The sequence below is a fragment of the Microbacterium sp. NPDC079356 genome, from assembly GCF_049545465.1.
Lineage (GTDB): Bacteria > Actinomycetota > Actinomycetes > Actinomycetales > Microbacteriaceae > Microbacterium > Microbacterium gawkjiense.
Map to the genome: position 1 here is coordinate 19,592 of NZ_JBMWDN010000004.1, position 11,435 is coordinate 31,026.

The 11,435-nt window shown below is 72.4% G+C and carries 13 protein-coding genes; 9 read left to right on the forward strand and 4 right to left on the reverse strand.

What is annotated here, in order from left to right:
- Positions 1-25 precede the first annotated feature (25 nt).
- The 3 genes from ACPEH0_RS10550 to ACPEH0_RS10560 are packed head-to-tail and all read left to right on the forward strand — an operon-like array spanning position 26 to position 3,208.
- The gene (locus ACPEH0_RS10550; protein ID WP_366214474.1) at positions 26-1,345 is read left to right on the forward strand and encodes an MATE family efflux transporter; all 1,320 of its coding nucleotides are present in this window, start codon (positions 26-28) and stop codon (positions 1,343-1,345) included.
- 28 nt (positions 1,346-1,373) lie between these two features.
- Positions 1,374-2,798 carry an ATP-binding protein gene (locus ACPEH0_RS10555; protein WP_366214475.1) on the forward strand — a complete coding sequence of 475 codons (1,425 nt, stop codon included), beginning with the start codon at positions 1,374-1,376 and terminating at the stop codon, positions 2,796-2,798.
- Complete coding sequence (locus ACPEH0_RS10560; protein WP_366214476.1) at positions 2,798-3,208, forward strand: hypothetical protein; 411 nt, start codon at positions 2,798-2,800, stop codon at positions 3,206-3,208. Before ACPEH0_RS10555 ends, ACPEH0_RS10560 begins: the two co-directional genes overlap by 1 nt.
- A 12-nt stretch (positions 3,209-3,220) precedes the next feature.
- On the opposite strand, the gene ACPEH0_RS10565 is transcribed toward ACPEH0_RS10560, so the two are convergent.
- Positions 3,221-3,862, reverse strand: coding sequence for a TrmH family RNA methyltransferase (locus tag ACPEH0_RS10565; RefSeq protein WP_366214477.1), 642 nt, complete (start codon positions 3,860-3,862; stop codon positions 3,221-3,223).
- Positions 3,863-3,944: 82 nt separating this feature from the next.
- Between ACPEH0_RS10565 and ACPEH0_RS10570 the strand changes: the two genes are divergently transcribed.
- Positions 3,945-5,231: an Nramp family divalent metal transporter gene (locus ACPEH0_RS10570; RefSeq protein ID WP_366214478.1), complete on the forward strand. Its 1,287-nt coding sequence runs from the start codon at positions 3,945-3,947 to the stop codon at positions 5,229-5,231.
- Between the two features lie 10 nt (positions 5,232-5,241).
- Complete coding sequence (locus ACPEH0_RS10575) at positions 5,242-5,886, forward strand: metal-dependent transcriptional regulator (protein ID WP_366214479.1); 645 nt, start codon at positions 5,242-5,244, stop codon at positions 5,884-5,886.
- A 130-nt stretch (positions 5,887-6,016) separates the two neighbouring features.
- Here ACPEH0_RS10575 and ACPEH0_RS10580 read toward each other — a convergent pair whose 3' ends face one another.
- Positions 6,017-6,970 carry an SDR family NAD(P)-dependent oxidoreductase gene (locus ACPEH0_RS10580; protein WP_064002595.1) on the reverse strand — a complete coding sequence of 318 codons (954 nt, stop codon included), beginning with the start codon at positions 6,968-6,970 and terminating at the stop codon, positions 6,017-6,019.
- Between the two features lie 184 nt (positions 6,971-7,154).
- Between ACPEH0_RS10580 and ACPEH0_RS10585 the strand changes: the two genes are divergently transcribed.
- Positions 7,155-7,301, forward strand: coding sequence for a hypothetical protein (locus ACPEH0_RS10585; RefSeq protein ID WP_197471610.1), 147 nt, complete (start codon positions 7,155-7,157; stop codon positions 7,299-7,301).
- A gap of 17 nt (positions 7,302-7,318) precedes the next feature.
- Here ACPEH0_RS10585 and pyrE read toward each other — a convergent pair whose 3' ends face one another.
- Positions 7,319-7,897, reverse strand: coding sequence for an orotate phosphoribosyltransferase (gene pyrE, locus ACPEH0_RS10590; RefSeq protein WP_253035811.1), 579 nt, complete (start codon positions 7,895-7,897; stop codon positions 7,319-7,321).
- Positions 7,898-7,949: 52 nt separating this feature from the next.
- Between pyrE and ACPEH0_RS10595 the strand changes: the two genes are divergently transcribed.
- The 3 genes from ACPEH0_RS10595 (at position 7,950) to ACPEH0_RS10605 (ending at position 10,780) form a co-directional block, all read left to right on the forward strand.
- Entirely contained in the window at positions 7,950-8,789 is an 840-nt protein-coding gene (locus ACPEH0_RS10595) for an exodeoxyribonuclease III (protein WP_366214480.1), read from the forward strand.
- 63 nt (positions 8,790-8,852) lie between these two features.
- Positions 8,853-10,112 carry a sensor histidine kinase gene (locus ACPEH0_RS10600; protein ID WP_311286266.1) on the forward strand — a complete coding sequence of 420 codons (1,260 nt, stop codon included), beginning with the start codon at positions 8,853-8,855 and terminating at the stop codon, positions 10,110-10,112.
- Positions 10,109-10,780, forward strand: coding sequence for a response regulator transcription factor (locus ACPEH0_RS10605; protein ID WP_366214481.1), 672 nt, complete (start codon positions 10,109-10,111; stop codon positions 10,778-10,780). Before ACPEH0_RS10600 ends, ACPEH0_RS10605 begins: the two co-directional genes overlap by 4 nt.
- A gap of 64 nt (positions 10,781-10,844) precedes the next feature.
- Here the strand turns inward: ACPEH0_RS10605 and ACPEH0_RS10610 are convergent, their stop codons facing one another.
- Positions 10,845-11,414 carry an NADPH-dependent FMN reductase gene (locus tag ACPEH0_RS10610; protein WP_366214482.1) on the reverse strand — a complete coding sequence of 190 codons (570 nt, stop codon included), beginning with the start codon at positions 11,412-11,414 and terminating at the stop codon, positions 10,845-10,847.
- Between the last annotated feature and the right edge of the window lie 21 nt (positions 11,415-11,435).

Here is an 11,435-nt window from a genome sequence, read left to right on the forward strand (position 1 = left end):
GCCGCCCACCCCTAGGCTGAAAATCATGGCCGCGCAGACCCTGAACCGCGAGATCCTGCGCCTGGCCGTCCCCGCGCTGGGGGCGCTCGTGGCCGAGCCGATGTTCCTCATCGTGGATGCCGCCCTGATCGGTCACCTCGGTGTCGTGCCGCTCGCGGGGCTCGGGATCGCGAGCGCCGTGCTGCAGACGATCGTCGGACTGATGATCTTCCTCGCCTACTCGACGACGCCCGCCGTCGCGAGACGCTTCGGCGCGGGCGACAGTCGCAGCGCCGTCAGCGTCGGGATCGACGGGCTGTGGCTCGCCCTCGGGCTCGGGGCGCTGCTCGCCCTCGCCGGCTCGCTCGCGACGCCGTGGCTCGTCGACCTCTTCGGTCCGACGCGCGACGTCGCCGAGCAGGCGGTGACCTACCTCGCCCTGTCGATGTGGGGCCTGCCCGCCATGCTCATCGTCTTCGCCGCGACGGGGCTGCTCCGCGGCATGCAGGACACGGTCACCCCGCTGTGGATCGCGGGCCTCGGGTTCGGCGCAAACGCGCTCCTGAACTGGCTGTTCATCTACGGGTTCGGGTGGGGCATCGCGGGGTCGGCCGCCGGCACGGTCGCCGCGCAGTGGGGCATGGTCGCCGCGTACGCCGTGGTCATCGGACGCCTCGCGCGGCGGCACTCGGCATCCGTCCTGCCCCAGCGCGAGGGCGTGCGGGGGTCGGCGCGGTCGGGCGGGTGGCTGTTCCTGCGGACGGTGTCGCTGCGCGTGGCGCTGCTCGCGACCGTCGGCGTCGCGACGGGTCTCGGCACCGACGAGCTGGCCGGATGGCAGGTCGCGTTCACGATCTTCTCGACGGCGGCCTTCGCCCTCGACGCGCTCGCGATCGCGGCGCAGGCGCTGATCGGCCGCGGGCTCGGCGCACAGGACGAACCGTTCGTGCGCCGCGTGCTCGGCCGCACGGTCGCGTGGGGCGCCTGGTTCGGGGTCATCGTCGGCGCACTGATCGCGGGCCTGTCGGGGGTCATCGGTCTCGCGTTCACCGGCGATCCGGAGCTCGCCGCCCTCATCCAGCCGGCGCTCCTGGTCCTCGCACTCGCGCAGCCGATCTGCGGCGTGGTCTTCGTGCTCGACGGCGTGCTCATGGGAGCCGGCGATGCGAAGTACCTCGCGATCGCCGGCGGTCTGAATCTCGTGCCGTACCTGCCGGTGCTGGTGATCCTGATCGCCGTGCACCCGGCCGGATCGGGCGGGCTCGCGTGGCTCGCGGTCTGCTTCTTCGGCGTCTACATGCTCGCGCGCCTCGTGACGCTGGGCTGGCGGGTGCGGCGGGCCGAATGGCTGACCGTCGCGGTGTGACGTCACCGCCGTCCCCTAGAGTGCGGGCATGGACCCGCGCGACGACGACTTCCTGAAGGACCTGCACCGCCTGGTGCAGCGGTTGAACCGGATGCCGGAGGCCGAGGACGCCCCGCTGACCCCGCTCGGCGAGCGGGTAGCCGACCACCTCGGCGCCGACCCGACCGGGCTCCCGATGGTGTCGGAGTGGGTTCCGCCGCACCGGCTCGTCGACCTCGACCTCGCCCTCGACGCCCTCGCCGGCGACGACGCGGAGGTGCTCGGCCTGCGCGGCGGGCGGCACCTGCGCCACGAGGAGTTCGCCGGCCTGCTCGCCTCGCCCTACGCCCGCATCCAGCCGGGACCGGTCGAGTACGTGTCGGTCCCGACCGGCCCCGACACGAGCCGGCAGACCAAGTCGACGGCGCTCCGCCTCTTCCGTGTCGACGGGATGCCGGTGGCCGCCCTGCAGCGCGCAGCCGACCCGCAGACGGGTCGCGAGACTGCGACGCTCGACGTCGTGGCGGCGTCGCCCGAGGTCGCGTCGGGCCTGCTCGCGGAGGTGCGCCGACTGATGGCCGAGCTCAGTGTCGTCCGCGGCAACGTCGTGAGCTTCGCGCGCGGCGAGTTCGGGCACCACGGCATCGGCAAGATGACGTTCCTCGAGCGGCCGGCCGTGGCCGCCGATCAGGTGATCCTGCCCGACGGGCTGCTCGACCGCATCCGTGCGCACGTCGTCGACATCGGCGGCAGGGCGGGCGACCTCCGTGCGCGCGGGCAGCACCTCAAGCGCGGCGTGCTGCTGTACGGCCCTCCCGGCACGGGCAAGACGCTGACGATCCGCCACCTCATCCACGAGACGCCGGGCACGACGGTCGTGCTGCTGCAGGGCGCGGCGCTCGGACTGATCGGCGAGGCGGCGGCGCTCGCCCGGGCGATGAGCCCCGCGCTCGTCGTGCTCGAGGACGTCGACCTCGTCGCCGCCGACCGCGGCGACTTCGGTCTGCAGCCACTGCTGTTCGAGGTGCTCGACGCGCTCGACGGCCTCGACGGCGACGCCGATGTCGCATTCGTCCTCACCACGAACCGGGCCGAGATCCTCGAGCCGGCGCTGGCCGCCCGCCCCGGCCGCGTGGACCTCGCACTCGAGATCCCGCTGCCCGACCTGCCCGCACGGCAGCAGCTGTTCCAGGTCTACGGCGGCGGCCTGCCGCTGTCGGCCGAGGCGCTCGCGACGGCCGCCGAGCGCGCCGAGGGGGTCACGGCATCCTTCGTCAAGGAGGTCATCCGCCGGGCGGTGCTGCGCGCCGTCAGCGACGACCGCGACGTGACCGACGACGACCTCGCCGTGGCGCTCGACGCGATGCTCGAGGACACCCGCGGCATCTCGCGCGTGCTGTTCGGCGGCGACGCGGCGGCCGACGCGCAGGCCACCGGTGGGCACGGGTCCGCGGAGTTCGGGATGTTCGGCTGATGCGCCGGCGGGGGTCGGTGCTCGCGGCGACCGTCGTGGCCGTCGCCCTCTCCGGCTGCAGCGGCGGCAGCATCCTGGCAGGGGGCACGGCGCAAGGGGCGTGCGAGGCGCCGACGCTGACGGTGTCACCCGAGACGGCGGCGCCCGGCGAGACCGTCGCCGTCACCGGCGCCGGATGGACCGTCTGCAACGACACTCCGAACGACCCCTCGGGCGAGGCACCCTGGCGGGAGGTGACCGTCGAGCTGCGCCAGGACGGCGCATCCCGTGTGCTCGGCACCGCGCCGATCGAGGACGGCCGCCTCGACACGGAGGTCACCGTCCCCGCCGATGCACGACCCGGGTTCGCCCTGCTGGTCGTCGGCCGAACCGACGCCACCTACACCGTCGGCCTCACGATCGAGGACTGACCCGGCCGAGTATCAGGCGTACCGGCGGCACCACTCGTACATGACGACCGCCGCGGCGGCCGAGGCGTTGATCGACCGGGTCGACCCGTACTGGGTGATCTCGACGACTCCGGATGCCGCGGCGAGCGCCTCGGGCGACAGCCCCGGCCCCTCCTGGCCGAACAGGAGGACGCACCGCTCGGGCAGGTCCGAGCGGTCGACCGGCACCGAGCCGTCGACGTTGTCGATCGCGAGGATCGGGAGCCCGGCGGCATCCGCCCAGGCGGCGAAGGCCGCGACGTCTTCGTGATGGCGGACGTGCTGGTACCGGTCGGTCACCATGGCCCCGCGACGGTTCCAGCGCCGCTTGCCGATGATGTGCACCTCGGCCGCTCCGAACGCGTTGGCGCTGCGCACGATCGAGCCGATGTTCATGTCGTGCTGCCAGTTCTCGATCGCGACGTGGAACGGATGCCGCTTCTCGTCGAGGTCCGCCACGATCGCCGCCATGGTCCAGTAGCGGTAGCGGTCGATCACGTTGCGGCGGTCGCCGCCCGCGAGCAGGTCGCGGTCGTACCGCGGGTCGTCGGGCCAGCTGTCCGGCCCACCCGGCCAGGGGCCCACGCCCACCGGCAGCTGCGGCTCCGCGTCGGGGGCATCGGTCGGATCGGGCACCGATCCAGGCTAGCCGCGCGCATGCCGCGCCCCGCCACCACGGTCTTTCGGCGCACCGAAAAGTGCTGCTAGATTTTTCGGCGTGCCGAAAACCGACCTCGCCCCGAGCCCCGCGTCCGCGCGCACCGGCCGTCGCGCGGCCTGGCTGCTGGGACCTGCACTGGTCGCCGGGGTGGCCTACCTCGATCCGGGCAACGTCGCGAGCAACATGACCGCGGGCGCCCGCTACGGCTACCTGCTCGTCTGGGTCGTCGTGCTCGGCAACGTCATGGCGTGGCTCATCCAGTACCTGTCGGCGAAGCTCGGCATCGTCACCGGGCAGAGCCTGCCCGAGGTCCTCGGCAGGCGCATCCGCAGCAACACGGCGCGCCGCGCCTACTGGCTGCAGGCCGAACTCGTCGCGATGGCCACCGACGTCGCCGAGATCATCGGCGGCGCCGTCGCGCTGTGGCTGCTGTTCGGCGTCCCCCTGCTGTGGGGCGGGCTCATCACCGGCGCGGTCTCGATCGCGCTCCTGCTGATCCAGTCCCGTCGCGGGGCGCGCAGCTTCGAGTTCGTCATCATCGGGCTCATGGCGATCATCGCCCTCGGCTTCACCTACGGCGTCTTCATCGGACCGCCCGAGTCCGCCCGCGTCGCCCGGGGCCTCCTCCCCCGGTTCGACGGCACCGACTCGGTGCTGCTGGCGGCATCCATCCTCGGGGCGACGATCATGCCGCACGCGATCTACGCGCACAGCTCGCTCGCCCGCGACCGCTTCCGTCCCGCCGACGACCGTAAGAGGACGGATGCCGCGGCCGCCGACGCCGCGATCGACACCCGCCGCATCCTCCGCGCCACCCGGTGGGACGTGACGATCGCGCTCGCGATCGCCGGCACCGTGAACCTCTGCATCCTGCTGCTGGCGGCGGCGAACCTCGCCGGGGTCCCCGGCACCGACAGCCTCGAGGGCGCCTACGCGGCGCTCCAGGACGGCATAGGACCGGTCGTCGCGACGCTGTTCGCCGTCGGCCTGCTCGCGAGCGGACTGGCCAGCAGCGCGGTCGGCGCCTACGCCGGGGCGGAGATCATGCACGGGCTCCTGCGCGTCCGCATCCCGCTCCTCGCCCGCCGCCTCGTGACGCTCGTCCCCGCGCTCGCGATCCTCGCCCTCGGTGTCGACCCGACGTTCGCGCTCATCCTCAGCCAGGTGATCCTGAGCTTCGGCATCCCGTTCGCGCTCATCCCCCTCGTCGCGCTCACCGCGAAGCGCGACGTGCTCGGCGGCTACCGCAACCGGGTGTGGACGACGGCCGCGGGCATCCTGGCCTCGGTGTTCCTCGTGACGCTCAACGCCCTGCTGCTCTGGCTGACCCTCTTCGGCGGATAATCTGGGGTCCGTGCCCGCCTCCGTCTCCACGGTCGACGATTACCTGAAGACGATCTACCACCACACCGAGTGGCAGACCGATCCCGTCACCCCGTCGGTGCTCGCCGCCGAACTCGGACTCGCGCCGTCGTCGGTCACCGAGATGGTCAAGAAGCTCGCCGCGCAGGGCCTCGTGGCGCACCGCCCGTACGGACCGATCTCGCTGACGGATGCCGGGACCCGCCGCGCGACCGCGGTGATCCGCCGCCACCGCCTCATCGAGACGTGGCTCGTGCGCGAGTTCGGCTACGCATGGGACGAGGTGCACGACGAGGCCGAGGTGCTCGAGCACACGATCAGCGACCGCCTGCTGGCGGGCATCGACGCGCGGCTCGGCCACCCGCGGTTCGACCCGCACGGCGACGCGATCCCGGGGGCCGACGGCAGTGTCGAGCGCGAGCCGTTCGTGCTGCTCGCCGAGGCGACCATCGGGCACACCGGCCGCGTGCTGCGCGTCTCGGACCGCGACCCCGCGCTGCTGCGCTCGCTCGAAGAGATCGGCATCGACGTCGGCCACACCCTGACGGCGACGGGGCGGGGCGCCGTGCAGATCGACGGCGGTCCGACGATCGAGTTGCCGCCGGCCGCCGCACAGGCGGTCTGGCTGACCGCCTGAGTCAGCGCGCGCTCGCCGGGAGCACCGCACGTCTGCACGACCGCCGGTGCTGCTGTCGCACCGCGCGCGGGTCCGGGCCCACTCCCGCCCCCGCGGTCGTGCATCCGTCACCGCACCCGGCCGCGGAAGCTCAGCGCAGGCGCAGCCGCCGGCCCTTCAGGTACGGCCATTCGGTGCGTGTCGCGTGCTCGGCGTAGTGCCACATGCGGGCGCCGACGTCGGGGTCGATCGCGATCCGCGGCGCGCGCTCGAGCACCGGCGCCCCGGTGTACGTCCGCGCGGGACCCCAGTACTGGCCGCCCTCGGCGTCGGGGTCGACGAGCGCGCGCACCGGCGCCCACGCCCCCCGCTCCTTCGACTGCGCGACGGCGGCCTGCAGACCGCCGAGCAGGCGCTTGCGCCGCGACGGCGCACTGACGCCGGGGATCCGTCGCGTCCGCCCGCCGAGCGAGTAGCCGGGATGCGCGACGAGGCTCTGGACGGGGACGGATGCCGCACGCAGCCTCCGGTCCGCTTCGAAACCGAGCGCCGCGGTGGCGACCTTCGACTGCACGTACGCCCGCCACGGCGTGTAGTCGTCGACGAGTTCGGGGTCGATCGGGTCCCACGGGAAGAGCTTGGTCGCGATCGAGCCGAGCCAGACCATGCGGCCGCGGGCGGCGGCGAGCGCGGGCAGCACGGCACCGGCGAGCGCGTAGTGGCCGAGGGCGTTCGTGGCGATGACGAGCTCGTGCCCGTCGCGGGTCACCTCGCGCTCCTCCGGCGGGTGGACGATACCCGCGTTGAAGAGGGCGCCGTGCAGTCCGACGCGTCCGCGGACGGTCGCCGCGGCGGCGCGGACCGAGCCCAGGTTGCTCGTGTCGAGCGCGAGGGTCTCGAGGTCGGCATCCGGCACCTGGTCGAGGATCGCGGCCCGCGCGCGCGACAGCCGCGAGGGGTTTCGGGCCGTCATGACGACGTGGGCACCGGCCGCGGCGAGCTGCAGACAGCTGAAGAATCCGACACCCGTGTTCGAGCCGGTGACGAGGTAACGACGACCGCTCAGATCGGGGAGATCGTCCGGGTCCCAGTCATCGCGCGCCACATGCTCGACCCTACGCTCGGCACCTGTGCGCGGCATCCTCTTGCGCTCGGCGTCCCCACGGCGTGCCGAATCACCAGCCGCGTGCCGAGTCACCACTCGATTGCGCGCGTTTCGCTGGTGATTCGGCACCTCGGTGGTGATTCGGGTCGGACCCGGCCGGCGCGGTCCGTGCGAGAGTGGACGCATGAACGAGCTCGAGCAGAACCTGCTGTACAGCGTCGTCGGGCTGTCGCTGCTGACCTCGCTCGTGCTCATCGTCGTCCGCGGGTTCCGACGGCGCGGCGACGACCGCCGCGGCCGCAAGCCGTGGGACGACCTCGAACCCAAGTAGGGCTCGCGCCGGCGGGATTACTGCGGCTGCAGGCCCAGGTCGTCGAGGTCGATCGCGGCGAGCCAGGTGAGACCCGCCGCCTCGACCGCGGCCTGCGCACCCGTCTTGCGGTCGACGATCACGGCCACCGCGACGGGCTCGGCGCCCTCGCGGCGCAGCGCCTCGACGGCCTTGAGCGCCGACTGACCGGTGGTCGAGGTGTCCTCGACGACGACGACGCGCTTGCCCGCGACATCCGCTCCTTCGACCTGACGACCGCGGCCGTGGTCCTTGGGCTCCTTGCGGACGACGAACGCGTCGAGCGGCGCGTCGGTGCGCGCGGACTCGTGCATGACGGCGTTCGCGATGGGGTCGGCGCCGAGGGTGAGCCCGCCCACCGCGACGATGCCGTCGACGTCGCGGATGAGGTCGAGCATGATGCGCCCGATGGCGGGCGCCGCGCGGTGGTCGAGCGTGAGCTTTCTCATGTCGACGTAGTAGGTCGCCTTCTTGCCGCTCGACAGGGTGAAGTCGCCGTGGAACACGGCCTCCTCCTGGATGAGCGAGATGAGGCTCTGGCGGTCGGCTTCGAGTGCGGGCGTGGAGGCGACGGTCACGGCTCCGAGTCTACGACCGGCGGCGTCGGACGCCCGATCTAGGCTGGGAACCATGCGGCTTGCCACCTGGAACGTCAACTCCATCCGCGCGCGCGTCGTGCGCACCGTCGAGTTCGCCGTGCGCGAGAACATCGACGTGCTCGCGATGCAGGAGATCAAGTGCAAGCCCGAGCAGTTCCCCTACGAGGCGTTCGAAGAGGCGGGCTACCACGTCGAGGCGCACGGCCTGAACCAGTGGAACGGCGTCGCGATCGCGAGTCGTGAGCCGATCACCGAGGTCGAGTACGCCTTCCCCGACATGCCGGGGTTCCTGAAGGGCCACGAGGGTCCGGATGCCCCGCAGGAGGCCCGCGCGCTCGGCGCGACGATCGACGGGGTCAAGGTGTGGAGCCTCTACGTCCCCAACGGCCGCGGTCTCGACGACCCGCACTTCGCGTACAAACTGCACTGGCTCGAGGCGCTCCGCGCCTACACGCAGTCGACGCTCGCTGCCCACCCCGACCTGCCGCTGGCCCTCGTCGGCGACTTCAACATCGCCCCGACCGACGCCGACAACGGCGACCCGATGGTCGTCGAGGGCGTGACGACGCACGTCTCGCCCGAGGAGCGCGCCGCCTTCCAGTCCCTGCTCGACGCCGGCCTCACCGACACGGTCCGCCCGCTCGTCCCGACCGGCTACACCTACTGGGACTACAAGCAGCTGCGCTTCCCCCGCAACGAGGGCCTGCGCATCGACTTCATCCTCGGTTCGGCGGCCTTCGCCGACGGTGTCGTCGGGGCATCCATCCACCGCGACGAGCGCAAGGGCGAGATCCCCAGCGACCACGTCCCGGTGGTCGTCGACCTCGACCTCGACGGCGAGGACGACGACGATCGTCCGATGATCTTCTGACGCCGAAGGCTCTCCCCCGCAGGACGGATGCCGCGCCGCATCCGCCCCTCTAGCGTGGAAGGCATGTCCGACTCGACGCTCCGCCGCGCCGTCACCCCCGCCGAACGGCGTCACGACGCCTGGCTCGCCGCCGGGATGCTGGTCGCCGGCCTGATCAGCACCGCCCTCGGCACGGTCTCGAACATCTACGGCGGCAACGGCCCGGCTCTGCACTGGGGGCTGCTCTACGCCGCGGCGGTCACGGTTCCCCTCGCCCTGCGACGTCGGTTCCCCGGCACGGTGCTGGTCGTCGTGTCCGCGGCCTTCTTCGTGGGCATGTCGGCGGGCATCCCCGAGGTGTACGTCGGCAACGTCTCGCTGTTCATCGCGATGTACACGGTGGGCGCCTGGGTCGCCGACCGGCGCCGCGCGGCGCTCGTGCGCATCCTGCTGATCGTCGCGATGTTCGTGTGGCTGCTCATCACGATGTTCCAGTCGGCGGCATCCGACGACGGACTCTCGCAGCAGGGGCCGTTCTCGCCCTTCGCGGCTTTCGCGCTGATCCAGTTCCTCGTCAACGTGGCCTTCTTCGGCGGCGCCTACCTGTTCGGCGAGCGCGCCTACACGGGTGCGATGGAGCGCGCGGCGCTCGAGCAGCGCACCGCCGAGCTCGAACGCGAGCGCGAACGGACGGCGGCACAGGCCGTCGCCCTCGACCGCGTGCGCATCGCGCGCGAGCTGCACGACGTCGTCGCCCACCACGTCTCGGCGATGGGGGTGCAGGCGGGTGCCGCGCGGACGGTGTTCGAGCAGAACCCGGATGCCGCGCGCACCGCGCTCACCGGCATCGAGTCCTCTGCGCGTGAGGCGCTGACCGAACTGCGCCAGCTGCTCGAGACGCTGCGGACGCCCGACACCGACGCATCCGACACCGACGCGCTCGGCGGGTCGACGCTGCGCCTCGACGCGCTGCCGGCGCTCGTCGCCCACGCGAACGAGAACGGCCTGCCGACGACGCTGTCCGTCGTCGGCGACGCGGTGCCGACCTCCGACCTCGTGCAGGTGAACCTGTACCGGATCGCGCAGGAGGCGCTGACGAACGCCCGCCGTCACGGCGGCCCCGGCGCGACGGCCGACGTGCGCCTGCGCTACGCCGACGACGCCGTCGAACTCGAGGTCTCGAACACCGGACGCGCGCCGATCTCCGGACGAGCGGGCCTCGGCCTGGTCGGGATGCGCGAACGCGCCGTTTCTTCCGGAGGAACGCTCGAGGCGCGCGCCCGCGACCGGGGCGGCTTCCTCGTGCGGGCGCGCATGCCCCTGACGCAGGCGGTGCCGGCATGATCCGCGTGCTGCTCGTCGACGACCACTCCGTCATGCGCACCGGGTTCCGCATGATCCTCGAGGCCGCGGGCGACATCGAGGTCGTCGGCGAGGCGGGCGACGGCCGCGCCGCCGTCGCGGCCGCGCGCGAGCTGCGCCCCGACGTGATCTGCATGGACGTGCAGATGCCCGACATGGACGGCCTCGAGGCGACGCGGCGGATCGTGGCGGATGCCGAGGTCGCGGCATCCGTCGTCATCGTGACGACCTTCGACCGCGACGACTACCTCTTCCAGGCGCTGTCGGCGGGGGCGAGCGGGTTCCTGCTCAAGAACGCCGGCCCCGAGGAGCTCACGAACGCCGTGCGTGTCGCGCACTCGGGTGATGCGCTGCTCGCGCCGTCGGTCACGCGTCGGGTGATCGAGCGGTTCGCGCAGGCGGAGTCGGCACCGGCGGCATCCCTCCCCCGGACGACGGATGCCGCGCCCACCCTGCCGGTGGAGCTCACCGAGCGCGAGGCCGAGGTGTTGCGCCTGCTCGCGCGTGCGATGAGCAACGGCGAGATCGCCCAGGAGCTCTACATCGGCGAGGCGACGGTCAAGACGCACGTGTCGAACGTGCTGCAGAAGCTTGGCGCCCGCGACCGCGTCGCCGCCGTGGTCTGGGCCTACCGGCACGGCCTGGGCTGAGCCGCCCCGTACGCGGAACGGCCCCGCCCGAGTCGGGGCGGGGCCGTTCCAGCCGTGACGCGGGTCAGACGCCCGCGGGGACCTTGGCGTAGCGGTCGATCAGGTCGCCGAACGCCTCGAGGTAGCCGGTCAGGAAGCCGGCGGTCTCGTCGCTGGTGACCTCGCCGTCCTCGCCGAACAGGCCGGGCGTGCTCTGCACGTAGCCTTCGGGCTGGCCGAGCGTGGGGGCGTTGAAGTGGCTGAGGATCGCCTTCAGGTGCTGCTGCGCGGCGGCGGTGCCGATGCCGCTGCCCGAGGTGCCGATGACGGCGGTGGGCTTGAGGTTGAACGCGTTCTGGCCGTAGGGGCGGGCGGCCCAGTCGAGCGCGTTCTTCAGCACGCCCGGGATCGAGCGGCTGTACTCGGGGGTCACGATGATGACGCCATCGACGTCCGCGATCGCCTGCTTGAAGTCGACGGCGACCTGCGGGAAGTCCGCGTCCTGGTCGACCGAGTAGAACGGCAGGTCCTTGATCGGGATCTCGACCAACGTGGTGCCCTCGGGTGCGAGGCGCTCGAGCGCCTTGGCGAGGCGGCGGTTGATCGACGTCGACGAGATGCTGCCGACGATGTAGCCGATGGTGCGGTTCGTCATAGGTCCTCCAAAAGAGTCGAA

Excerpts from the sequence above, each read along its gene's own strand:
- ACPEH0_RS10550 (WP_366214474.1), top strand. The coding sequence starts at position 26 with ATGGCCGCGCAGACCCTGAACCGCGAGATCCTGCGCCTGGCCGTCCCC.
- ACPEH0_RS10555 (WP_366214475.1), top strand. The coding sequence starts at position 1,374 with ATGGACCCGCGCGACGACGACTTCCTGAAGGACCTGCACCGCCTGGTG.
- ACPEH0_RS10560 (WP_366214476.1), top strand. The coding sequence starts at position 2,798 with ATGCGCCGGCGGGGGTCGGTGCTCGCGGCGACCGTCGTGGCCGTCGCC.
- ACPEH0_RS10585 (WP_197471610.1), top strand. The coding sequence starts at position 7,155 with ATGAACGAGCTCGAGCAGAACCTGCTGTACAGCGTCGTCGGGCTGTCG.
- ACPEH0_RS10595 (WP_366214480.1), top strand. The coding sequence starts at position 7,950 with ATGCGGCTTGCCACCTGGAACGTCAACTCCATCCGCGCGCGCGTCGTG.
- ACPEH0_RS10600 (WP_311286266.1), top strand. The coding sequence starts at position 8,853 with ATGTCCGACTCGACGCTCCGCCGCGCCGTCACCCCCGCCGAACGGCGT.
- ACPEH0_RS10605 (WP_366214481.1), top strand. The coding sequence starts at position 10,109 with ATGATCCGCGTGCTGCTCGTCGACGACCACTCCGTCATGCGCACCGGG.
- ACPEH0_RS10610 (WP_366214482.1), bottom strand. The coding sequence starts at position 11,414 with ATGACGAACCGCACCATCGGCTACATCGTCGGCAGCATCTCGTCGACG.